Below are 24,426 nucleotides of genomic sequence, written 5' to 3' on the forward strand. Positions count from 1 at the left end.
GAAGTTCCTCTTTATTTTGTGTACTTTCGGGATATGTTATTAGAAATTTGTGCAAATTCATATCAATCGGCTATCGCTGCTCAAAAGGCAGGAGCGCAACGCATAGAGTTGTGCAGTGAGCTCGCTCTAGGAGGTATTACTCCCAGTCATGGTTTAATAGAAAAAGTAGTAGCAGATTTAGAAATACCCGTGTATGTTTTAATACGACCTCGTAGCGGTGATTTTACCTATTATGATGATGAGTTTGATGTGATGCTACGTGACATTGCTTTTTGTAGAAATATCAAAGTAGCTGGGGTGGTTTCAGGAGTTCTGCAACCTGATCTCACCATAGATGAAGAACGTACACAAACACTCGTAGATGCATCCGGAGGGATGACATTTACATTTCATCGTGCTTTTGATTGGACACCAAACGCGATGGATGCACTTAAGACACTTCAAAAAATAGGAGTAGATCGTATTCTTACTTCTGGTCAATCTGATACAGCGCTTGCGGGTTTATTTGTGCTTAAAATGTTGTTAGAAAAATCTAATAACAAACCCATTATATTACCAGGTGGCGGGATACGACCTTCTAATATAGGACAATTCATTACTGCTGGATTTAAGGAAATACATGCCTCTGCGAGTAATACAATAGAAAGTCTTGAGGGCGCTTTCCCTATGCATAATTTACAAGCGGTACAGCAAGATTTACAAACCTATTCTGATCCTGAAAAAATAAAGGAGCTCTTAGAAGCAATGTATAATTCGTAATTGAAACTTATTTAGATTGTATATTGAATGATATTTTAATCATTCAATTTTAATACAGCCATAAATGCTTCCTGCGGAATTTCTACATTTCCAACAGCACGCATACGTTTCTTTCCTTTCTTTTGCTTTTCTAGAAGTTTACGCTTACGCGAAATATCACCACCATAACATTTGGCAGTTACATCTTTACGAAGTGCTTTTACCGTCTCACGCGAAATGATTTTTGCACCAATAGCAGCTTGGATAGGAATATCAAACTGTTGGCGTGGTATTAACTGGCGTAGTTTTTCACACATCTTCTTTCCTATATCATACGCATTATCTTGATGTAATAATGCAGAAAGTGCATCTACAGGCTGACTATTTAAAAGGACATCTACCTTTACAAGTTTAGAAGCACGCATTCCTATAGGAGAGTAATCAAAAGAAGCATATCCTTTTGATACTGTTTTTAAACGATCATAAAAATCAAAAACAATCTCAGCTAGAGGCATGTCAAATGATAATTCTACACGTTCAGGTGTAAGATATGTTTGATTGGTAATGGTTCCTCGTTTTTCTATACACAATGACATTACGGGACCTACAAAATCAGATTTTGTAATGATAGAAGCCTTGATAAAAGGTTCTTCTACACGATTCATTTTAGATGGATCAGGGAGATCTGATGGGTTATTTACAAGAATAATCTCATCAGGGTGTTTATGTATGAATGCGTGATAAGATACGTTAGGTACGGTAGTAATCACCGTCATGTCAAATTCGCGCTCTAGACGTTCTTGAATAATCTCAAGATGTAGCATTCCTAGAAATCCACAACGGAATCCAAATCCTAGTGCTGCTGAACTTTCAGGCTCAAAAACCAGCGAAGCATCATTTAATTGAAGTTTCTCCATAGAAGCACGAAGTTCTTCATAATCTTCTGTATCTACAGGGTAAATTCCTGCAAATACCATAGGTTTTACATCTTCAAAACCTTCTATAGCATTTTGTGTAGGGGTTTTAGCATCTGTAATAGTATCTCCTACTTTTACTTCACGAGCATCTTTTATTCCTGTAATAAGATATCCTACATCTCCTGTTTTTATTTCTTTTTTAGGAACTTGGTTTAACTTTAAAGTACCTACTTCATCAGCACCATAGGTATTGCCAGTTGCAATAAACTTTATCTGCTGATTTTTCTTAATACTTCCATTTAAAATTCTAAAATACGTTTCTACACCTCTAAAAGGATTGTATACAGAATCAAAAATAAGTGCTTGTAATGGTTCGTCTGGATTTCCTTTTGGAGCAGGTATGCGATCTATAACTGCAGCTAGGATTTCTTTAATTCCTATACCCGTTTTCGCGGAAGCGGGAATAACCTCTTCAGCATCACATCCTAATAAGTCTACAATATCATCTGTTACTTCTTCAGGATTTGCACTAGGTAAATCTACTTTGTTAAGTACTGGGATGATTTCAAGATCATTTTCAAGAGCTAAATATAAATTAGAAATAGTTTGCGCTTGGATACTTTGTGCGGCATCAACAACAAGTAAAGCCCCTTCACAAGCTGCGATACTTCTTGATACCTCGTAGGAAAAATCTACATGGCCTGGAGTGTCTATTAAATTAAGAATATATTCTTCACCTTTATAGGTGTATTCCATCTGTATTGCATGAGATTTAATGGTGATTCCACGTTCTCTTTCTAAGTCCATACTATCAAGCAATTGCGCCTGAGCCTCACGTTTGGTAACTGTAGAGGTTTCATCGAGCAAACGGTCAGCTAATGTGCTTTTACCATGGTCAATATGGGCAATGATGCAAAAATTTCTGATATTCTTCATAATCTATTCCAAGTCAATGTGTGCAAATATAGGTCTTCTATCAGCATTTTATAGACAGAAAAATGATTTCGTCGAAAAAACCTTCATCCGCACACATAAAGACTTGCTTTTAGAGTATTTTTGTAATCTTATCATGAAGAATTTCACCCCGTTTTTCTTAGTGTTATTTTTAATTCTAAGTTCTAGTTCTTTAATAGCTCAACAAGCTTCAATTTCAGGAAAAGTAGTCACTATTTCTGGAGACCCAATTCCTTTTGTCAATATTGTTCTTTATGATTCAGAACAAACCATTATACAAGGAACTATTACAGAAGATAATGGTACGTTTGTGTTTTTGTCTGTTTTAGAGGGGACTTATACTGTAAAGGCTAGTTTTGTGGGGTATGAGACGGTTACTTCTGCTATTTTCACCTTTTCGGGAAATAAAACGCTGCCAGATATACAATTAATTGAAGTATCCGAAAGTTTGGATGAAGTTACAGTGGTGGGTAAGAAACCTACAATTTCACGTAAGGCAGATAGGTTGGTGTTTAATGTGGAGAATACAATTGCGGCTCAAGGAACTACGTGGGATATCTTAAAAAGAACACCGGGCGTGGTGATAAGACAAGGCGAACTTACCGTAAGAAATACAAATGTTACTGTATATTTAAATAACCGTAAAGTAGAACTGAGTTATGAAGAAATTCAGAGCTTGTTAGAAAGTGTAGGAGGCGATCTTATAAAATCTGTAGAAGTCATTACTAATCCATCAGCTAAATACGATGCAGAAGGAGGAGCTATTCTTAATATTATTTCTTCAAAAGCTTTATATCTTGGATATAAAGGGTCTGTAACTGCTCGCGGAACCTATGGAATATTTCCAAAACATTATTTTGGTACAAGTCATTATTTTAAGAATAAAAAATTAAATGTCTTCTTTAATTATAGTTTTAATCCTCTTAAAAGAACACAAGAAACTAATACGTTTATAAATTATCGAAATAATAATAGTGTTGTTGCTGAGTGGGATCAGGATATTGAAGATAAACAATGGAGAAAAGCACATAACGCAAATTTGATTCTGGATTATCAACTCAATGAAAAACAAAAAATTAGTTTTTCGGCGGTAGGATTGTATTCTCCGGATGAATTTAATTTTAATAGATCTGCCACACAAGTAACATCGGTAGATAGTCCATTTTCTATAGGTACAACAAGTCGTCTGGATGGAGATCAAAAGAATTTTGCATTTGATATGTCGTATTCTTATGATTTAAAAAACGGAAATTTTAAATTAAATACACATTACACGACATTCTCAAGAGATCGTCTTCAAAACCTTTCGTCTATTTATACCGATACTCAAAATGAAAATTTTAGGAATGTTAGATTCACTTCTGATGCATTCCAAGATATAGAGATTTATACAGGGCAAGTAGATTATACATCCCAGCTTGGAGAAGTGACATTAGAAGCTGGAGGAAAAGTATCTATCATTGATTCAAGATCTGTAATTGATTTTTTAAATATTCAAAATGATGCTGTAAATGGGCTAGATCAAGCTCAGAATGATGATTTTCTATACGATGAAAATGTATATGCCGGATATGTAACCTTAGGTAAAGATTTTGATAAGTGGAGCTTGAAAGGTGGTTTGCGAGTAGAGCAAACAAATTCTACAGGTACTTCTTTAGTTTTAGAGGAGGTAGTCGCATTAGATTATTTAGAGTGGTTCCCTACTGCTTATGTAAAATATGAACTCTCAGAAAATCATAGTTTTAGTTTAGATTATGGGCGTAAATTATATAGACCTCGTTATCAAGATTTAAATCCGTTTGCTTATTTTTTAAATGAAAATAATTTTTATCAAGGTAATTCAGGATTATTGCCAGCCTTTAGTCATCAATTTAACTTTAATTACTCGCTAGCTAATGCATACTTCTTTGATGTGTATTATAGAGATAATGGAGAAAATATTTTAATGCTACCTTTTCAAGATAATGTAACGCAAGTGTTACGTACAGATAGGCAAAATGCATTAGATAGTAAATCTTGGGGGTTTGATTTTACACACGGTCGTTCTATTGCAAAATGGTGGTATTTCTATACGTATATGAGTGTTTTTCACGAAGAAGAAACATTTCTTGCTGTAGAGAGTAATAATGTGCCATATACAAATGAAGTGGACGGTTTTTATGGGTCTTTTTCAAACTTCCTGACACTTAGTGCAGATAAAACCTACACAGGCGAGGTGTCATTTACATATGTGTCTAATTTCTTATTGGGTAGTTATATTCAAGAAAATACAGCCGATTTAAGAATAGGTCTCAAAAAAACATTTTGGGATAAAAGAGCCTCATTGTCTGTGGCTGTAAATGATATTTTAGGAGAGGCAAATGCCTTACTTAGTTCTAGATATTTAAATCAAGACAATGGTTATTTTGCAGTGCCAGAAACTCAGAATATTCAAATAGGGTTTACCTATAACTTTGGTAATTTTAGACTAGAAGACAATAACAGAGAGTTAGATAAAAAAGAAAGAGAACGTCTTATTACAAGTGATTAATCCTTTAATCTACCCAATCTGCAATAAAAAGATTGGTATCTCTACCACCTCCATTATTCCTATTTGAGGAAAATGCTAGTTTTTTTCCATCATTTGAAAAAACAGGAAAAGCATCAAAGGTTTCTCCATGCGTAATACGCTCTAGATTTTTCCCATCTAAGTCTATCATATAAAGATTGAATGGAAATCCACGTTCTGCTTCAAAGTTGGAAGAGAATAAAATCTTTTTACCACTAGGATGGAAGAACGGACTCCAATTTGCATTTCCCAAACGAGTAAGTTGACGTAGATCCGAGCCATCTGCATTACAAATGTATAGTTCCATGTCTGTGGGTTCTACAAGTCCTTGTGCAAGTAAATCTTTATATTTTTTGATTTCTTCTGCTGTTTTTGGTCGAGATGATCTGAAAATAAGTTTTGTGCCATCAGGAGAGAAGAAAGCACCTCCATCATATCCTAATTCGTCTGTGATTTGCTGTACATCAGACCCATCAATATTCATGGTGTATAATTCTAAATCACCACTACGTGTTGAGGTGAATACAATTTTATCGCCTTTTGGTGATACTGTGGCTTCAGCATCATATCCTGGTTCATCTGTAAGTTGGTCAATAATATTCCCTTCAAGATCAGAAACAAAAATGTCAAAAGTGTCATATACAGGCCATACATAATTGCCGTTTTTACGTAAGGGAACTTCAGGACATTCTTTTCCTCCTAAATGTGTAGATCCATATACAAAAGATTTGTTGTCTGGTAAAAAGTAAGCACAAGTAGTACGTCCCATTCCTGTAGAAATCATAGGAGGTTTACTATCTTGAAATGTTTCCCCTAGATTCATTAAAAACATTTGATCACACCCCACTCCCCAATCTTTATAATTGGATTGAAAAATTAATTGTTTGTCATCAAAACTCCAGTATGCCTCTGCATTGTCACCACCAAATGTAACCTGTTGTATATTCTTAAAATGGATCTCTTCTGGATAGATTAATGGGTTGTCTTGAGTTTTGGCAACCGTTTTTAAATCTTCAGTTTTTGTAGTTGTTTGTGATGTGTTTTCTTTGCAAGCAATACAAACTAAAATAATAGCAACTATATAAAAACGTTTCATACGAGTTTAAATCATTAATTTTGTGCAAAAATACAGTATTCTTCTATGAAAAAGCTCATTTTAGGTATTACGTTACTAAGTTTGATCTCTTGTAAAAAAGAATCAACCTTTCAGTATACAATGCAAGACGATGTAACCTTTCTGGCTTCAGATGATTTACAAGGGCGTAAGACGGGTACTGAAGGAGAATTAAAGGCTGCAAATTATATCAAAGAGCGGTTTGCTGCTTTAGGGTTATCTCCAAAAGGAAATGAAGAAACTTTCTTTCAAACCTTTTCATTTGCTCCTAAAAATGATCCTCATGGCGAAGTACGCTTTCGCGAAAGCGGAAACGACTCTCTTATTACGGGTACAAATGTGATAGGGTATATCGATAATAAAACATCACATACGATTGTTATAGGAGCACATTACGATCATTTAGGAATGGGCGGTGAAGGCTCTTTGCATAGAGATGGTGAGGCCATTCATAATGGAGCTGATGATAATGCAAGTGGTGTGGCGGTTTTATTACAATTAGCACAGAAACTTCAAGGGCCATCTTATAAAGGAAATAATTACCTGTTTATTGCTTTTTCTGGAGAAGAAATGGGCTTGCTGGGTTCTAATTATTTTACCAAAAATGCAACTATACCACTTTCTGAAATTAATTATATGATTAATATGGATATGGTAGGAAGACTTAATACAGAAAAAGCATTGGCCATACATGGGGTAGGAACTTCACCTTCTTGGAATCAGACGGTATTTGCAGCTAACACTTCTTTTGAGCTAGCAGAGCATGAAAGTGGAGTAGGACCTTCAGATCATACATCGTTTTATTTAAATGATATTCCGGTATTACATTTATTTACAGGCCAGCATGATGATTATCATAAACCTGGAGACGATAGTGAAAAACTCAATTATGAGGGGATGCAAATGATAGAAGACTATATTTTGGCAATCATTTCTGAACTTGATAATAACGGAAAAATAGCTTTCACTAAAACCAAAGATGAGAGTGCTGTTGTGCCAAGTTTTAAAGTAGGTTTAGGTGTTGTGCCTGATTATCTATTTTCTGGAAAAGGAATGCGTATAGATGGGGTGAGTGATGGAAAAGCAGCTCAAAATGCAGGTCTTGAAAAAGGAGATGTTGTTATTAAAATGGGGGATAGTACTGTGGTAGATATGATGAGTTATATGCGTGTGCTCTCCACCTTTGATGCAGGCGATACCACGACAATTGTTATTGATAGAAAAGGAGAAAACCTCACTAAAGAAATTGTTTTTATAAAGGACTAGTACGCTTTCAAGGAGAGAAGCGACACAGAAGTTTATACTGAGCGATGTCTAAGTGCGAAAGCATATAAAGAAAATATAGTTAAAAGAATAGCATGGCAAAAATTGGAGATATAGATGTAGGTGATTTTCCGTTATTATTAGCGCCTATGGAGGATGTAAGTGATCCTCCCTTTCGTGCTTTGTGTAAAGAGCAAGGTGCAGATGTGGTGTATACAGAGTTTATCTCTTCAGAAGGTTTGATACGTGATGCCGCCAAAAGTACCATGAAGCTAGATATTTATGAAAAAGAGCGTCCCGTTGGGATTCAAATCTTTGGCGCTGTGATGGAATCTATGCTTAAAAGTGTAGAAATTGTGGAAGCGAGTGGTCCGGATATTATAGATATTAATTTTGGTTGCCCAGTTAAGAAAGTAGTTTCTAAAGGCGCTGGAGCAGGTATTCTGAAAGATATTGATCTGATGGTAAAGCTTACCGAAGCTATGGTAAAACATACAAAGCTTCCTGTAACAGTCAAAACACGCTTAGGTTGGGATCATGACAGTATTAGAATTGTTGAAGTTGCAGAACGACTACAAGATGTAGGGTGTGCTGCTATTTCTATACATGGACGTACGAGAGCACAAATGTATAAAGGAGATGCGAATTGGCATCCTATTGCAGAAGTGAAAAATAATCCAAGAATGCATATTCCTGTATTTGGAAATGGTGATGTAAATACTCCAGAACGTGCTGTAGAAATGAGAGATCAATATGGGTTGGATGGCGCTATGATAGGAAGAGCGAGTATTGGATATCCATGGTTTTTTAAAGAAGTAAAACATTATATGGCTACTGGAGAAAAATGCAAACCTCCTACATTAGAAGAACGTATAGAAGCAGCGAGAAGACATCTTCAAATGTCTATAGATTGGAAGGGAGAAAAATTAGGTGTTTTTGAAACGAGACGTCACTATACAAATTATTTTAGAGGAATTCCGCATTTTAAAGAATACCGTATGAAGCTTGTAACAAGCGATCATAGCGAAGATGTATTTGCCGCAATGGATCTTATAGAGAGAGAATTTGCCGGCTATGAGTTTACCTGAATTAATTAGTTGTTAGGAAGTTGTTGTTTATTCTACTGGATGCTAATCTTGCAGCCAATATTCCTAAAACAAGAATAGTTGCATATACTATCAAAAGATTTAAGAATTCAAAACGCATAGGGTAGGGAAGTGAAGCGGTAATATTTACTAAGCCAAATTGTTGCTGTATAAGAACAATAATGCTTCCTATAAATAGGCCTATGCCTCCTCCTAAAATGATCATTAAAGCGCCTTGGTAGAAAAAACTTCTACGTATGTCTGTAAGCGTAGCGCCAAGGTCTGAAAGTGTTTTGATATGACCCTTTTTGTCAATAATAATCATGATAATACTCCCTACAAAACTAAATAAGGCGATAATGAGCACTAAGGTACAAATGAAATATAATGCAAGGTTTTCTGTATTGAGCATTTTATAAAGTGCATCATTAAGTTCTGTTCTGTTTTTAATAAGTATCGTGTCTAAAAAAATAGTTTCTAGTTCATTTCTTATTTCAGCTTCATTAGCGTCCTGAGTCAGTTTTAGTTCTAGTGTGCTTACTTTATCTAATGGATAGTCTAATAATTCACCCACAAAATCAATGTTTGAAAAAAGATGATCGTTGTCTAGAGATTCACCTGCTTGAAAAATTCCACTGGCAACAGCACTGGATCTATTAAAAGCACTTGTGGGGTCGGTAATCTGTCCTGTGCCAGGTTTTGGTACCATGATACGCAACAAATTTCCGTAATCACTTATGCCTAAAGATAGCCTACGCCTTATACCAATACTGATGACTACTTCTGGTTCTCCTATACTAGGCCAAGAGCCTGCAAATAAAGTAGTATCTATATTAGTTACTTTTAGGTAGTTTTGATCAACGCCTTTTATAAACCCAAGATGTGTTTTTCCGTCGTATTCTAAGTATACACGTTCTTCTATTACTTTAGAATAGTTTTGTATACCGGTTATTGCAGCAAGTTTTTTTTCTTGCTCAGGAGTTATGGTAATTGTTTTTCCGCTACTTGGAAGGATTTTAATATCTGGATCTATAATGGAGGTTACAGATATATTATAATCTTTAAGTCCAGCAAATCCAGAGAGTACAATAAAAAGTACAGCTGTTCCTATAATAATACTTATAACAGATATTAGTGTAATAATATTAATTGCATTAGTGCCGCTTTTTGAAAAGAGGTATCGTTTAGCAATATATAAGGGAAACCGCATTTACGATTTTTTTCTTTTTTCCAATAGGGTAGGATCTTCAATAGGATTATCAATTCCTTTAAGAGATCTGTCTATTTCTTCCATGTATTCAAGAGAATCATCTATATAAAATTGAAGTTCAGGCATGCGCCTTAATTGATGACGTGTGCGTTGTGAAATCTCATGCCTAATTTTAGGTTTAACTAAATTGAGCTCTTCAAGCATTTTTTGAGCCTCAGCATTTGGGAATACACTTATATATACTTTGGCAATAGAAAGATCTGTTGGGACTTTTACTTTTGAGACAGATACAATAATGCCTCTATGACCACTATCTCTTAAGGCATTTTGTAATACATCTGCTAGGTCTTTTTGTAAAACACCTGCTACTTTCTTCTGTCTGTTAGATTCCATACGGCAAAAATACACTTTTTATAGATTGTGTTACTTTTGTAGGGCATGTTTTCAGTAATTATATGCTTTCGCGAAAGCGTATTTAGAAAGAAATAAAATAAATGGATAAAATAGAACACATAGGAATCGCCGTTAAAAATCTTGAGGCCTCTAATAAATTATATGAAAAATTACTTGGGAAGCCACATTATAAGATCGAAGAAGTATTATCAGAAGGGGTAAAAACATCTTTTTTTGAAGTGGGACCTAATAAAATTGAATTGTTAGAAGCAACAAAAGCAGATAGTCCTATCGCAAAGTTTATTGAGAAGAAAGGAGAAGGGATACATCATATTGCTTTTGCTGTAGAAAATATAGAAAAAGAGATGGCTCGTTTAGAAAAAGAAGGTTTTGTGTTGCTTAATAAAATACCTAAGCAAGGTGCTGATAATAAGCTTGTAGCGTTTGTTCACCCGAAGACAGCTGGAGGGGTTTTAGTAGAATTGTGTCAAGAAAATAATAATAAGGTGTAAAATTCTTTGCTCTGTTGAGTAATTATTATAAATTTGCACCCGTTTTTGGTCCCATAGCTCAGTTGGTTAGAGCATCTGACTCATAATCAGAGGGTCCTTGGTTCGAGCCCAAGTGGGACCACTTTTAAAAGATCATCATACGTGTAAAATAATAGATTGAAATTACTTTTTACGTGTATGATGTTTTTTTATGAATGTTAATTGAAATTTATGTTTTTGTAAAAAAAACAATAAAATACTTGTTTTTACCGATAAAATGCTTAATATTGTCGACCAAGAACACAAATTGCATTATACTATTAGTATATTTATAACGTTAGTATTAAGTACATTTTTAATTACATATTTTTGTAGTCCATGAGCCCCAAACTCAAAAACTTACATATGACAGTATTCCTACTTGCTGTTGGGTATACCTCTTTAGCACAAGAGGTAGTGACTGGTGGTCCTACTCCTCCACCTCCGCCTGATGGTGGACGTATCCCTGCACTCCCAGGACTTGTAGTTCCAATAGATGAAAATATATTGATACTTCTTGTATTAGGTGTAATTACAGGAATAATATATTTCATAAAGAAACGTACTGTAAAAACTTGTTAATAGGCTTCTGTAAGTCTCTTAACATATTTCCCTATTACGTCAAATTCTAAGTTGACAATACTCTCCTTTTGTATATTTTTAAATACAGTATGCTTGTATGTGTATGGTATAATAGCTACACTAAAGCCATTTTTTGTAGAGTCAACTACAGTAAGGCTTACTCCATTTACAGTGATAGATCCTTTTTCTATTGTTACATTGGCTAGTTTTGGATTATATGAAAAATCAAATCGCCAACTTCCATTTTCTTCTAGTTTATTTGTGCAAATCCCTATTTGATCAACATGTCCTTGTACAATATGACCATCTAATCTAGCGCCTAATACCATAGCGCGCTCAAGATTTACTTCATCATGTACATTTAAGGTATGTAAGTTAGTTTTTTCAAGTGTCTCTTTTATAGCTGTAACAGTATATTGGCTGTTGTTTATGGATACCACAGTTAAGCATACCCCATTGTGTGCAACACTCTGATCAATTTTAAGTTCTGGAGTAAGATTACTTTCAACAGTGATGTGAATATTATCTTGTTCTTTTTCGATGGAAATAATCTTGCCTAAATCTTCGATAATGCCTGTAAACATGAATGACTATAATTTGGTTACTTTTGTGGTGTAAAAATACAAAACCCATAGCTGGTATATAATGAAGAAAGATCAAAAAATTAAAGTTGGAATATCTATAGGAGATCTTAATGGTATAGGAACTGAAATAGTGTTCAAGACTTTTGCCGATAGTATGATGTTAGATTTTTGTACCCCCATACTGTTTGCTTCTGTTAAAACACTTTCTTATGTGAAAAAAGTTTTGGGAAGTCAGATTGGATTACACGGTATAGATACGGTGTCTAAAGCGCTAGAAGGAAAGATAAATGTTTTGAATGTATGGAAAGAGCCTGTGAAAATAGCATTTGGAGAAGCGACAGAAGAAGCCGGGAAGTATGCACTAAAATCATTTGTTAGAGCAACAAAGGCTCTCAAAGATGGTGAGATAGATGTCTTGGTGACTGCTCCTATAAATAAAGCTACGATTCAAACCGATGATTTTAAATTTCCAGGGCATACAGATTATCTAGCTAAAGAATTAAATGGGGATGCAATGATGCTTATGACTACAGATAGTCTTAAAGTTGGCTTGCTTACAGATCATGTAGCAGTAAAAGACGTTCCGGTTCATATTACACCAGAAGTAATTACTCAAAAAGTAGAAACCTTATATAAAACACTTCAAAGTGATTTTGGAATTCATTTGCCTAAAATAGCCTTGTTAGGTATCAATCCCCATGTAGGAGATAATGGTGTGATTGGTGATGAAGATGATAAGGTGCTCATTCCTACTTTAGAAAAAATAAGAGATACGGGCAAAATTGTTTATGGTCCTTATGCGGCTGATAGTTTTTTTGGATCGGGTAATTACAAAAACTTTGACGCAATATTGGCGGCATACCACGATCAAGGTTTAATTCCTTTTAAGACATTGTCATTTGGGAAAGGGGTGAATTATACAGCAGGCTTAGATCAGGTTAGGACCTCTCCAGATCATGGAACTGCTTATGAGATTGCAGGTCAGAATAAAGCAGATCATGGTTCTTTTAGAGAAGCTGTTTTTATGGCAATAGAGATATATAAAAAAAGGGAAGATTATGAAGAGCTTACAAGAGATGTTTTGAAAATTTCACCAAGAAAATCTGTTCATAAAGGACGTCAAGCTCCTAAAGAATCTTAAATAAAATCTTTTCACTCATAAGTAGGTTGCAACCTATTAATAAAAAAAGAATAAGAAGTTTTTAAATAAAGAAAATTATGTATCTTTGCACGCTCCTAACGGATGAAGTGATGAAAGATTTGAAACTATTTACCATACAGTATGTAGGTTTAAAAGAAGGAGAGCATAATTTTGAATATCAAATAGACAAGTCGTTCTTTGATTATTTTGAATTTGATGACTTTAACAGTGTCGCTATACAAGTAAGTCTTGGTTTTGAAAAAAAAACAACACTTATGCAGTTACACTTTAAAGTAGAAGGAAGCGTCAATGTAAATTGTGATCTTACTAATGAGCCTTATGATGAACCTATTCAAGGTGAATTTGAGCTTGTTGTAAAGTTCGGTCATGAATATAATGATGAGAATGAAGAGATTCTTATTCTACCGTATGGAGAATATGAATTAAATGTGGCACATCATATTTATGAGCTTATCATTCTATCTGTTCCTAATAAAAGGGTTCACCCTGGCGTTAAGGACGGAACATTAAAATCAGAAATACTAAATAAACTTGAAGAGTTGAGTTTAGGAAGTAAAAAAGAACAAGAAAATAACGATCAGTCGGAAACAGATCCCAGATGGGATTCATTAAAAAAACTATTAACAGATAAATAAGAGTACGTAATGGCACATCCTAAAAGAAAAATCTCCAAAACTAGAAGAGATAAAAGAAGAACACATTACAAAGCTGCTGTACCACAAATAGCTGTAGACCCTACAACAGGAGAAGCACACCTTTACCACAGAGCACACTGGCACGAAGGAAAATTATATTATAGAGGTCAAGTAGTTATTGATAAAACTGGAGAAGAAATAGAAGCGTAAAACCTCTCTAACTCTACATAACACAAAAACTCTCACGATGTGAGAGTTTTTTTTGTAAATGTTTTTTGGTAAAAAAAGTTAATTTTTGACTGGTTTTGGTCAAATTTTAGTATTTTTCGCTCCATTTTACATCATTTTTGAGTAAAATGTACAAACCTAACTGAAGCAAATGAATAAAATCTCAGCGGCAATTACAGCTGTAGGGGCATATGTTCCAGACTACGTGCTCACCAATAAAATTTTGGAGACCATGGTAGACACTAACGACGAGTGGATTACTACCCGAACGGGAATAAAAGAACGTCGTATTCTTAAAGAAGAGGGGAAGGGTACTTCTTTTCTCGCTATTCAAGCCGCAAACGATTTACTTAAGAAAGCAAACCTCGATCCTTTAGAGATTGATATGGTCATTGTTGCTACTGCTACTCCAGATATGCCAGTGGCATCTACAGCAGTGTATACAGCATCTCAAATAGGTGCTACCAATGCATTTGCGTATGATCTTACGGCAGCTTGTTCAAGCTTCTTATATGGAATGTCTACAGCCTCTAGCTATATAGAGTCAGGACGCTATAAAAAAGTACTGTTAATAGGAGCAGATAAAATGTCTTCTATTATTGATTATACAGATAGAGCTACGTGTATCATTTTTGGTGATGGCGCAGGAGCTGTTCTTTTTGAACCTAATGAAGAAGGATATGGATTGCAAGATGAAATCTTACGATCTGATGGCGTAGGACGCGAGTTCTTAAAAATAGACGCAGGAGGCTCTATACTTCCAGCTTCTCACGAAACTGTAACTAATAAGCAACATACTGTTTTTCAAGATGGGAAAACGGTATTTAAATATGCTGTTTCTAATATGGCTGATGTAAGTGATAAAATCATGGCCCGAAATAACCTAACGGGAGATGATGTAGATTACTTAATTGCACATCAAGCTAATAAAAGAATAATTGATGCTACCGCAAAACGAATGAAATTAGAAGAAGATAAAGTTCTTATTAATATTCATCGTTACGGTAATACAACATCAGCAACATTACCACTGCTGATGAGTGATTATGAAAGCCAACTTAAAAAAGGAGACAATATCGTGTTTGCTGCCTTTGGAGGCGGATTTACATGGGGGTCTATTTATTTAAAGTGGGCCTATAACTCCTAAAACAAAAAACCTAAAAGACTAACAAACGCACTATGGATTTAAAAGAAATTCAAAACCTTATCAGATTTGTTGCAAAATCGGGCGCTAGTGAAGTGAAACTTGAAATGGATGATGTAAAAATCACCATAAAAACGGGTGCCGATGAAGATAAAGGTGCTACGACAATAGTACAGCAAATGCCAGCAATGGCTCCAGTTCAAGCTCAAGCACAACCTGTAGCAGCAGCACCAGTTGAAGCAGCAGCTCCTGCTCCAGCAGCTCCTGCAGAAGACGATAACTCAAAATACATTACAATAAAATCACCAATCATTGGAACATTTTATCGTAAACCATCTCCAGATAAACCTACGTTTGTAGAAGTAGGAAAATCAATCGCAGAAGGAGACGTTCTTTGTGTAATTGAGGCAATGAAACTTTTCAATGAAATTGAAAGTGAAGTTTCAGGAACCATCGTAAAAGTTCTTGTAGACGACTCATCACCAGTTGAGTTTGATCAACCATTATTTTTAGTAGACCCATCATAACCCCTTACGGGTATTTTTAATGTATTAAGGAATAAGTACGCTTTCGCGAAAGCGTATAATGAATTTTTTAGAATTCTATAATTTCTTAAAAATAAATTGAACACTATGTTTAAGAAAATACTTATTGCAAATAGAGGCGAGATCGCATTACGCGTTATAAGAACGTGTAAAGAGATGGGTATAAAAACCGTAGCTGTATATTCAAAAGCAGATGAAGAAAGTCTTCATGTGAAATTTGCAGACGAAGCAGTGTGTATAGGACCCGCTCCAAGTAACGAGTCTTACCTTAAAATGGCAAATATTATTGCTGCTGCAGAAATCACAAATGCCGATGCAATACATCCAGGATATGGATTCCTGTCTGAAAATGCTAAATTTTCAAAAATCTGTGAAGAGCACGATATTAAATTTATTGGGGCAAGTGCAGATATGATTAGTAAGATGGGAGATAAGGCAACTGCAAAAGCTACAATGAAAGCGGCAGGAGTGCCTTGTGTACCAGGCTCTGATGGAATTATTGCAGATTTTGAAGAGTGTACAAAATTAGCACTTGAAGTTGGATATCCAGTGATGCTTAAAGCAACTGCCGGAGGTGGAGGAAAAGGAATGCGTGCTGTTTGGAAAGAAGAAGATCTTTTAAAAGCATGGGAATCTGCTCGTCAAGAATCTAAAGCTGCTTTTGGAAATGATGGAATGTATATGGAGAAGCTTATTGAAGAGCCTCGTCATATTGAAATCCAAGTGGTGGGCGATAGTAATGGTAAAGCATGTCACTTGTCTGAAAGAGATTGCTCCGTACAACGTCGTCACCAAAAATTAACAGAAGAGACACCATCTCCGTTTATGACAGATAAACTTCGAGATGCTATGGGAGAAGCTGCAGTACGCGCAGCAGAATTTATCAAATATGAAGGCGCAGGAACGGTAGAGTTTTTAGTAGACAAGCACCGTAACTTCTACTTTATGGAGATGAATACACGTATTCAAGTAGAGCACCCTATTACAGAGCAAGTAGTAGATTACGATTTAATTCGTGAGCAAATTCTTGTTGCTGCTGGTGTGCCTATTTCTGGAAAGAATTACTACCCTCAATTACATTCTATAGAGTGTCGTATCAATGCAGAAGACCCTTATAACGATTTTAGACCTTCTCCAGGACGTATTACTAATTTACATGCGCCAGGAGGACACGGGGTTCGTATTGATACCCATGTGTATAGCGGGTATATGATACCACCTAATTATGACTCTATGATCGCTAAGTTAATTACTACAGCGCAGACTCGTGAAGAGGCTATCAATAAAATGAAACGTGCATTAGATGAGTTTGTGATTGAAGGAATTAAAACAACAATTCCTTTCCATAGACAATTAATGGATCATCCTGATTATATTGCTGGAAATTACACAACAAAGTTTATGGAAGACTTTGAAATGAAAGCATAAGTATAATTGAAAGAATATATTTTTAAAAGCCAACCTAGTTTTAGGTTGGTTTTTCTTTTTTAAAATACTATTAAGATTATTTTATAGATATGGTTTTATCTTTAGTGCTCCATTGAAATGAAGAACGTGAAGAAAAGAAAAATTTTAATTCTAGATTATTCAGTAGATCGGTTAGAAACCCCTACCATTAAAAATTGTTTGACCGAACCTAACTGGGAGGTGTCTTCCTTGTTTATAGATACCGCTGCATCATTTCCAGATGATCTGATCACAAAGGAGTATACGCATATCATTCACACAGGATCTGCATTGTCTATAAATGATACGGCTCCTTTTACAGAGAAGGCTATTCAATATATTCAGGATGCTTGTGATAAAGGAATATGGCAAATGGGGATTTGTTATGGGCATCAGTTAGTTTGTAAGGCCTTGGTAGGTGATCACGCGATTAGATCTTCTCCTCATGGATTTGAAGTAGGATGGGGACGCGTAAAATTTATAAATAGTGCAGCAAGTATATTACAGGTAGAACATCAAGAAGATGTATGGCAACACCATTTTGATGAAGTAGTAGCATTACCCGAAGGATCAGAGGTGTTAGCAACAAATGCGCATTCTTCAATACAAGCCTATATTAATTATGATCTCCATTTATTAGGAACTCAATTTCATCCTGAATTTTCTAAAGAAGCAGGAGATGCCTATTTTCAAAAGGATCGAGCGTTTATAGAAAAAAATAATGTAAGTGTAGATGATCTAGTATTGGGATGTCCCTCTTTTGATACCGCAAAAGTGTTCTTTACCTATTTCTTATCACAAGAGTCATCCTAATGTTATCCATATAGGGGAGGACTATTTAAAATATCACGATGAATTTCCCCTGGATAAATTACATGTACAGGAACTTTGATATGATAGTATTTGCAGAGTTTAATAACATTGGTGTTTATCTCTTCTTTGGAATATCGAGATGAAAAGTGGTGTAAAATGAGCCTGTCTATAGTAATATTAGAAACCATTTCTAATACTTCATTTAGTTTACTGTGTTTATTTCTTTCTTTAGGACTCTTTATAATAGCATTTGCTTGATCCTGAAGAAATGTAGATTCATGGATGAGTATTTTTGAGTGATCCCATTTGTTATAGTCATCTACGGGTGTATCTCCTGCATAAGAGAGTATATTGGTATGTATAGTTTCCATCAAGTGATCTCTACCGTGTAATCCGATCATTTCTTTGATACTATTACCATTAAGATGAGAAAATTCTTTTTTTAATTTTTGTTTGGTTTGATAGAGTTTAAAGCTCAAGCTTTTTGAAACGTTTTGAGGAACAGCCACATGTTCATTACGAATAGCTTCTACATATAAATCATTACGAATTTCGATAGTATCTAAATGTTTTATAGGGTGCCATTCAGTTCCTTGTATGTGTGTGTCAAATTTGTGCAAAAAATCCTTTATTGCGGGAAAAGAGCCACTATCTTTTGGATAATATACTTTTGGGAGTCCTTTTCTTGCATTAAGTTGATGAAGCTGAAAAAGCCCTGTGATATGATCTCTATCTGGGTGCGTAATAAAAACATATTTAATCTTTCCAGATTTTTGTAATAATCCAGCTGTAACTCCATCACCAGCATCGAATAAAAGATGTAATTCTTCTATATTAATCCATGTAGAAAATAAGGCTGTAGAATAGGCAGTGATGTTTAAGTTCATTATTGAGTTTTAATTTTTTGCTGAAGTTTCAGTAATTAAACTACTTATGGTTTTAGATAAAAGATCTTTTTCTTTCTTTTTAAAAATAGTAATAATAAATAATGGGGTATTCTTTCCTTGGTAGTAATAAACTAATTGATATTCATGTTTTTTATCTTTAGTATATCCTATATCTAGTACATAGATATTATTAACTGCTTGTATTTTTTTTCCAATTTTTGGATTGTGAGAAATGTCTTCTATAAGATTTTCTATATAATCGGCATCATATTTTTTCTTACTCTTTTTTTGAAATTCTAATCCAATAATAACTGTATGCATATGAAATATAGTGTTCCTTTGATTGATTGTAAAAAAATGAGTTCTAAATGTATAATAAAAAACCGCCTCAATAGAAGCGGTTTTTGTTTTTTTATACGCTTTATCGCTTCGCTCTTCCGGTGGTCGTGAATCTCACAAGTTCGATTTCGCGAAAGCGTACATATAAAGAATCTTATAGTAATTAACTTGCGTTTTTATTATTTACATAGTCCATTAGGTCTACATCATTTCCTAATAATACTTCAGTAGGATTGATACGACCTTCTAAAGAATCGTTTTCTAATTTAAGAACGCCACGAGGACATACCGCAGAACATACACCGCATCCTACACAACTAGAGCGTACAATGTTTTCTCCTTTTTGTGCATAACTACGTACGTCAATTCCCATTTCACAATGTGTAGAACAATTACCACAAGAGATACATTGTCCTCCGTTAGTGGTAATTCTAAATTTAGAGAAAAGACGTTGTTGTATTCCTAAAATACCCGCCATTGGACATCCCATACGACACCATACACGATTTCCAAGAATAGGATAGAATCCTGTCCCAATAACTCCTGAAAAGATAGAACCTATTCCAAATCCGTAAAAAGTTCGCATAGCCCCATCAAGACCATACGTATTTGTATTTAGCCCAAAAGAGAAATAAGCAGCATTTATTTGAATCTCATGAAAACGTAAGTATGACATTGCTACAAATGAAGCTAAAGTGATGACTAATGCAATTACGGCACCTTTAAAAGCATCATTCTTAAGTTGGTCTCTCTTAAAATATGCTACAATGGCAAACATAATGACTAGAAATGCTCCAGCACTTATAAGAAAAGTATTTTTTGTAAACCAGTATTTTGTACTGTCATAACCTAGATATGTAGAAATAACCGCAGTAGTCATTACTACAGAAAATACAAGTACAGCATTGATCATCCAACGCTCTAATTTCCAAGCAGACATTTTTTTGGAAGATAAGTGTCTATATGGGTCTCCTGCAGTTTCTGCAAGACCACCACAACCACAAACCCAACTGCAATACCAACGTTTTCCGTATTTATACGTAAGAAATGGAGAGATAACAAAGATGGTTACGATCCCTAATATCAAAAAGAATAATCCAATATTTTGAGCATTTATAAATTGATCTACACGCCATTGATCAAAAGCATAGTAGTTTAGAGGCCACATGAGCTTAATATCATTGTATGGTAAAGAGAATGTATCTGAATTTAAACGAGCCATAAGTTCTGGAATGACAAAAGCAAATGCTGTTTGGAAAAACATGACACTTATGGTACGTAATTGCTCATAACGGTTGTGCTTATATTTCCACATAAACTTGACACCAAAAGCTAAGATAGCTATGGTGTATAAGGTTCCATATACAAACCATTCACTTGCGGCGCTTCCTTTTAATAAATAACTTAATGGGTCAAAAAGGCCAATAAGACCTGTGTTTGCACCATCTACTCCTTGGCCAAGCCCTAGTACTCCTGCGTAGAAATAAAGGATAATGTAGAAGCCTGTGAGCACAATACCAGCGATCCAACCCAATACTCCACGCGATGACATTGATTTAAACCAAACGCCATCATTTTTAATACCAGGAAGCTTATGAGCATATGCTCCTTTTGCAAAAATAATGACACCAGCAGTGATCGCTGTAAGTGAGATAGTAAGCCATAATGCAGCACTTCCTAAATCTACTCCTAATGCTGCTAGTAGCAGTATAAAAAGGCCAGCCATTCCTATGAGAACACCTATTTTTTGAGTTGTATTAATACTTACAGGTGGCTGTCCCGTAAGTGACATATTTCTTTCTATTGCCATATCTTATAATTTAAACTCCTATTTTGTGAAATAAGAACTTTGTTGATTTATGATTTGATTTTGTTGTTTTACGCAGTTACTGCTTGCGATTTATATGTACTTATAATATCTTTTTCAAAGTGTTTGAAAAATTCAGGGTCAAAGTTTGCTTCAGCAAGATGTTCAACAACATAATCTGTACTGCGTTCTTCTGTAAGCCAACGATCAAAAACCTCATGTCTCATGCGGATCCCAAAATTGTTGATTCCTATAAATTTTCCAGTTGCAGCTTCCGTATTGATAGTGATACACTTTGTGTCATCTGTATGTTTCCAATGGAAATGTGTTTCTCCTTCGCGAGGTTTAGAAAATACCCATCCATAAGTTTGATATTCTATATCTAAAAACTTAGCGCTATTAAACCAGTGACCAGGATTGTATTGTCTAGGATTTCCACATATGGTTTGTGCTACGGTTTCTCCCATCATTCTTCCTGTATACCATACTGCTTCTATAGGACGTCTTCCATTAATCCCTTCATGTTGCTCTGCGCAATCGCCTACAGCATAAATATCTGGAATATTGGTTTCTAGCATCCTATTTACTTTAATGCCTCTACCTAGTTCAATACCACTGTCTCTTAAGAAGTCAATGTTTGGAGATACACCAGCCGTAAGGCCTACGACATTACATGGAATTTCTTCTCCAGTTTCACCTATAACAATAGCACGAGCACGTCCATTTTCATCAGAGATAATTTCTCTAAGATTGGTGCCAAGTCGTAAATCAATATGATGATTTTTAATATGACGATTTATCATACCACTTTCACCATCTGGTAACACCCCATTCCAAAAACTCTTTTCTCTTACTAGAAAGGTAACAGGAATATCTCTAGATCGTAACATTTCTGCCATTTCAATTCCGATAAGACCTCCACCTACAATAACAGCTCTATTACAGGCACTTTTATTAGGTGCATTTTTTTCAAGTTTTTCTAAATCTTGATAGGAGTATAAGCCTTGGACACCTTCTAAATCTTGACCGGGCCATCCAAATTTGTTCGGTTTAGAACCTACAGCAAGAACTAACTTATCATATGACATCGTTGTATCGTCTGCAAATTGTAACTGCTTATTGGCATGATCTACATTCTTTACAAATGCACGTTTTAACTCAATTCTGTTTTTCTTCCAAAAATAATTTTCATACGGTTTTGTATGTTCATATTTCATATGCCCCATGTATATGTACATAAGTGCAGTACGTGAAAAGAAGTGATCAGTTTCTGCCGAGATAATAGTGATTTTCTTGTCAGATAACTTTCGGATGTGTCTTGCAGTCGTTACACCAGAAATTCCGTTACCTATTATAACAATGTGTTCTTCCATATGATGGTGGTTGTTTTTTTGCTTTCGCGAAAGCGTATAAAACAGCAATCACGATAGATTCCTAAATAAGGTCGTCTTAAAGATAATGAACTTAACAAATACAAATCATTTAGAATTATTTTAAATAAGCTTACAGTTTGTAAGGTTTTTGTGTTTTTTACTACACGGATTTTTTTTGCAGAAAAGGAAAATATGACAACTTTTTTTGTAAGCGTAAAGAAATACTCACGACAGAAGCCAACATAAAATCGAAAATAAAAATGAAACAAATAACCACTCTTATCGCATTATTATTTGTAGCCGTAAGCTACTCACAAAGTGTAGATACTTTTGTAAATAAAGCAGATGCTTTTTTCAAAACGCATATAAAAAATGGTCGTGTAGATTATAAAGCAATTAAAAATAATCCAGCTACACTAAATGAACTTACATCGCTTGCAAAAGAAGTGAGAGTTTCAAAAAGTGATGCAAAATCATACCAAGCATTTTGGATTAATGCATACAATATCACTGTTATAAATGGTATTGTAGCTAATTATCCAGTAAAACAACCTTTAGATATCAAAGGGTTTTTTGATAAAACAACACATGAGGTGGGAGGTGTCAAAACAACTTTAAATGATATTGAAAATAAGTTATTAAGAGCAGTATTTCCAAAAGAAGCACGTTTTCACTTTGTGTTAGTATGTGCAGGCTTAGGATGTCCTCCTATAATTAATGAAGCATATACACCTGGAAAGTTAGAAGCACAGTTACAAAGACAAACGGTGAAGGCGTTAAACAATCCTAATTTTATTAGAGTAAAAGGGAATAAAGTGCAAATCTCTCAAATCTTTGAATGGTATAAAGGAGATTTTACACAAGGAGGATCGGAAGTCGATTTTATCAATAAGTACAGAAAAGAATCACTTCCTGCAAAAGCAAAAGTTTCCTACTATCCTTATAATTGGACATTAAATCAAGTAAAATAATAACAGATTACATTTTTTATATAAAAGTCTTCCTGCCTGATTTACTGCTATGAATAAGTCAGGTACGGGAAGCACAAATCAAAAAAACAAAATGAAAAAGATTTATACACTAGCATTAGCCACATTATTTACTATAGGAGCTTTTGCTCAAGACAACTCAGATGATGATCAAGATCAAGGAGGGTCGGTAATACAAAACTTAACGCCTTCAAAATTGATTGGAAAAGGGCAAGTAGATGTTAAATGGTTTAATAATTTATTTACACAAACTAGAGTTGCAGATGCTAATGGAGATGTCTCAACTGCGCCTCGTGGAAACTTTTTTACTTCTACCTTAGATTTCTTTTATGGAGTATCTGAAAATCGTCGCGTAAGTATAGGTGCAATTCTTGAGTTTCGATCTAACACAATAGGAGGTCGTGGAGCTTTTGATGTATTTAGCTTTGATGGAGAGAGAGGTTCTGCTCGTAGTGGTTTAACAAGTATAGCCCCTAGTATCAAATATGTACCTTTTGCAAGTTTGAGTAATTTCTCTATTCAGAGTAGTATAGTGATTCCACTTATAGATAGCGAATTTGAAAATGGCGTGTTTTTAGATGAAGATGCTTTTGTTCTTCAAAATAGATTCTTTTATGATCTTCCATTAGGAACTTCAAAAGAATGGCAGTTATTTTTTGATGTAAATACAGAGTATAACTTTGGTGACGATTTAGTTTTTACTGATGACGGTCGATCTGAAGGAAGTTTTGCTAGTAATAGTTTAAGACTAACTCCGGGAGCTTTCTTAAGTTATTTCCCAACATCTAAATTTACAGCACAGGTATTTGCACAACATTTCCAACTTATCTCTTTTGATGATGATGGTTTTGAGCAAGATTTAACGGCCGTAGGTGCAGGAGCAAAATATCAACTTACAGAATCATTAAACCTAGAAGTACTTTGGAGTTATTTTGCTAGAGGGAATGATACTGGATTAGGAGAATCATATAATTTCGGACTTCGTTATGTCCTTTAAGAAATAACGTACATCGCCTAGTCAGTGTTCCCCCTATATTTATACTCTCTAGGCTATCGTATTCCAAGTGCCTCGCAAAGTTTTGAAACCGGTTAAACAAGCTTTGCGGGCCTTATTTTTCAACAAAGGAAATAACCCTAATT

The 24,426-nt window shown here is 34.9% G+C and carries 24 protein-coding genes and 1 tRNA gene; 16 read left to right on the forward strand and 9 right to left on the reverse strand.

Translation table 11 applies throughout. The features are described 5' to 3' along the window. The first annotated feature begins 33 nt into the window (after window positions 1-33). A complete protein-coding gene (locus CHB80_RS14340) occupies window positions 34-759 on the forward strand; it encodes a copper homeostasis protein CutC (protein WP_089372178.1) in 726 nt (241 codons plus the stop codon). A 35-nt stretch (window positions 760-794) separates the two neighbouring features. On the opposite strand, the gene lepA is transcribed toward CHB80_RS14340, so the two are convergent. Next, window positions 795-2,591, reverse strand: a complete 1,797-nt coding sequence (lepA, locus tag CHB80_RS14345) for a translation elongation factor 4 (RefSeq protein WP_089372179.1) — start codon at window positions 2,589-2,591, stop codon at window positions 795-797. 133 nt (window positions 2,592-2,724) lie between these two features. Here lepA and CHB80_RS14350 point away from each other — a divergent pair, with 133 nt between their 5' ends. Next, a complete protein-coding gene (locus CHB80_RS14350) occupies window positions 2,725-5,139 on the forward strand; it encodes an outer membrane beta-barrel family protein (protein WP_179218174.1) in 2,415 nt (804 codons plus the stop codon). Between the two features lie 4 nt (window positions 5,140-5,143). On the opposite strand, the gene CHB80_RS14355 is transcribed toward CHB80_RS14350, so the two are convergent. After that, on the reverse strand, window positions 5,144-6,253 hold the full coding sequence (locus CHB80_RS14355) for a TolB family protein (RefSeq protein ID WP_089372181.1): 1,110 nt from the start codon (window positions 6,251-6,253) through the stop codon (window positions 5,144-5,146). A gap of 45 nt (window positions 6,254-6,298) precedes the next feature. Here CHB80_RS14355 and CHB80_RS14360 point away from each other — a divergent pair, with 45 nt between their 5' ends. Both CHB80_RS14360 and dusB read left to right on the forward strand, forming a co-directional pair. Next, window positions 6,299-7,537: a M28 family peptidase gene (locus CHB80_RS14360; protein ID WP_089372182.1), complete on the forward strand. Its 1,239-nt coding sequence runs from the start codon at window positions 6,299-6,301 to the stop codon at window positions 7,535-7,537. A 92-nt stretch (window positions 7,538-7,629) separates the two neighbouring features. Further along, on the forward strand, window positions 7,630-8,622 hold the full coding sequence (gene dusB, locus CHB80_RS14365) for a tRNA dihydrouridine synthase DusB (RefSeq protein WP_089372183.1): 993 nt from the start codon (window positions 7,630-7,632) through the stop codon (window positions 8,620-8,622). 1 nt (window position 8,623) lies between these two features. Here dusB and CHB80_RS14370 read toward each other — a convergent pair whose 3' ends face one another. Both CHB80_RS14370 and rbfA read right to left on the reverse strand, forming a co-directional pair. Next, window positions 8,624-9,829: an ABC transporter permease gene (locus CHB80_RS14370; protein WP_089372184.1), complete on the reverse strand. Its 1,206-nt coding sequence runs from the start codon at window positions 9,827-9,829 to the stop codon at window positions 8,624-8,626. After that, a complete protein-coding gene (gene rbfA, locus CHB80_RS14375; protein WP_089372185.1) occupies window positions 9,830-10,222 on the reverse strand; it encodes a 30S ribosome-binding factor RbfA in 393 nt (130 codons plus the stop codon). Window positions 10,223-10,323: 101 nt separating this feature from the next. Here rbfA and mce point away from each other — a divergent pair, with 101 nt between their 5' ends. From mce to CHB80_RS14390, 3 genes are all read left to right on the forward strand, one after another. Next, window positions 10,324-10,734, forward strand: a complete 411-nt coding sequence (gene mce / locus CHB80_RS14380) for a methylmalonyl-CoA epimerase (protein WP_089372186.1) — start codon at window positions 10,324-10,326, stop codon at window positions 10,732-10,734. 47 nt (window positions 10,735-10,781) lie between these two features. Next, window positions 10,782-10,855, forward strand: a tRNA-Ile gene (locus CHB80_RS14385). Between the two features lie 263 nt (window positions 10,856-11,118). After that, complete coding sequence (locus CHB80_RS14390) at window positions 11,119-11,334, forward strand: hypothetical protein (RefSeq protein ID WP_089372187.1); 216 nt, start codon at window positions 11,119-11,121, stop codon at window positions 11,332-11,334. On the opposite strand, the gene CHB80_RS14395 is transcribed toward CHB80_RS14390, so the two are convergent. Continuing rightward, on the reverse strand, window positions 11,331-11,918 hold the full coding sequence (locus tag CHB80_RS14395) for a riboflavin synthase (protein WP_089372188.1): 588 nt from the start codon (window positions 11,916-11,918) through the stop codon (window positions 11,331-11,333). The two genes, CHB80_RS14390 and CHB80_RS14395, sit on opposite strands and share 4 nt — an antisense overlap. A gap of 61 nt (window positions 11,919-11,979) precedes the next feature. Between CHB80_RS14395 and pdxA the strand changes: the two genes are divergently transcribed. The 7 genes from pdxA to CHB80_RS14430 all read left to right on the forward strand — a co-directional run bounded on the left by pdxA (window position 11,980) and on the right by CHB80_RS14430 (window position 17,891). Then, entirely contained in the window at window positions 11,980-13,059 is a 1,080-nt protein-coding gene (gene pdxA / locus CHB80_RS14400) for a 4-hydroxythreonine-4-phosphate dehydrogenase PdxA (protein ID WP_089372189.1), read from the forward strand. A 110-nt stretch (window positions 13,060-13,169) separates the two neighbouring features. Next, window positions 13,170-13,715 (forward strand): YceD family protein, encoded by a 546-nt coding sequence (locus tag CHB80_RS14405; RefSeq protein ID WP_089372255.1) that lies wholly within the window; start codon window positions 13,170-13,172, stop codon window positions 13,713-13,715. Between the two features lie 9 nt (window positions 13,716-13,724). Continuing rightward, window positions 13,725-13,925: a 50S ribosomal protein L32 gene (rpmF, locus tag CHB80_RS14410; RefSeq protein WP_089372190.1), complete on the forward strand. Its 201-nt coding sequence runs from the start codon at window positions 13,725-13,727 to the stop codon at window positions 13,923-13,925. A gap of 169 nt (window positions 13,926-14,094) precedes the next feature. Further along, window positions 14,095-15,090, forward strand: a complete 996-nt coding sequence (locus CHB80_RS14415; protein ID WP_089372191.1) for a beta-ketoacyl-ACP synthase III — start codon at window positions 14,095-14,097, stop codon at window positions 15,088-15,090. Between the two features lie 32 nt (window positions 15,091-15,122). Beyond that, window positions 15,123-15,614, forward strand: a complete 492-nt coding sequence (accB, locus tag CHB80_RS14420) for an acetyl-CoA carboxylase biotin carboxyl carrier protein (protein ID WP_089372192.1) — start codon at window positions 15,123-15,125, stop codon at window positions 15,612-15,614. A 105-nt stretch (window positions 15,615-15,719) separates the two neighbouring features. Further along, window positions 15,720-17,060, forward strand: a complete 1,341-nt coding sequence (gene accC, locus CHB80_RS14425) for an acetyl-CoA carboxylase biotin carboxylase subunit (protein ID WP_089372193.1) — start codon at window positions 15,720-15,722, stop codon at window positions 17,058-17,060. Between the two features lie 126 nt (window positions 17,061-17,186). Next, complete coding sequence (locus CHB80_RS14430; RefSeq protein ID WP_179218175.1) at window positions 17,187-17,891, forward strand: type 1 glutamine amidotransferase; 705 nt, start codon at window positions 17,187-17,189, stop codon at window positions 17,889-17,891. Window positions 17,892-17,893: 2 nt separating this feature from the next. Here CHB80_RS14430 and CHB80_RS14435 read toward each other — a convergent pair whose 3' ends face one another. The 4 genes from CHB80_RS14435 to CHB80_RS14450 all read right to left on the reverse strand — a co-directional run bounded on the left by CHB80_RS14435 (window position 17,894) and on the right by CHB80_RS14450 (window position 22,297). Continuing rightward, window positions 17,894-18,778 (reverse strand): MBL fold metallo-hydrolase, encoded by an 885-nt coding sequence (locus CHB80_RS14435; RefSeq protein ID WP_089372195.1) that lies wholly within the window; start codon window positions 18,776-18,778, stop codon window positions 17,894-17,896. A 9-nt stretch (window positions 18,779-18,787) separates the two neighbouring features. Continuing rightward, entirely contained in the window at window positions 18,788-19,099 is a 312-nt protein-coding gene (locus CHB80_RS14440; protein ID WP_089372196.1) for a hypothetical protein, read from the reverse strand. A 181-nt stretch (window positions 19,100-19,280) separates the two neighbouring features. Further along, window positions 19,281-20,927 (reverse strand): 4Fe-4S binding protein, encoded by a 1,647-nt coding sequence (locus CHB80_RS14445; protein WP_089372197.1) that lies wholly within the window; start codon window positions 20,925-20,927, stop codon window positions 19,281-19,283. Between the two features lie 68 nt (window positions 20,928-20,995). After that, entirely contained in the window at window positions 20,996-22,297 is a 1,302-nt protein-coding gene (locus CHB80_RS14450; protein WP_089372198.1) for an NAD(P)/FAD-dependent oxidoreductase, read from the reverse strand. A gap of 260 nt (window positions 22,298-22,557) precedes the next feature. Between CHB80_RS14450 and CHB80_RS14455 the strand changes: the two genes are divergently transcribed. Together CHB80_RS14455 and CHB80_RS14460 are read left to right on the forward strand one after the other, a co-directional pair. After that, window positions 22,558-23,268, forward strand: a complete 711-nt coding sequence (locus tag CHB80_RS14455; RefSeq protein WP_089372199.1) for a DUF547 domain-containing protein — start codon at window positions 22,558-22,560, stop codon at window positions 23,266-23,268. 91 nt (window positions 23,269-23,359) lie between these two features. Then, a complete protein-coding gene (locus tag CHB80_RS14460; RefSeq protein WP_089372256.1) occupies window positions 23,360-24,283 on the forward strand; it encodes a hypothetical protein in 924 nt (307 codons plus the stop codon). Window positions 24,284-24,426: the final 143 nt, after the last annotated feature.

Source organism: Dokdonia pacifica (assembly GCF_900188275.1).
GTDB lineage: Bacteria > Bacteroidota > Bacteroidia > Flavobacteriales > Flavobacteriaceae > Dokdonia > Dokdonia pacifica.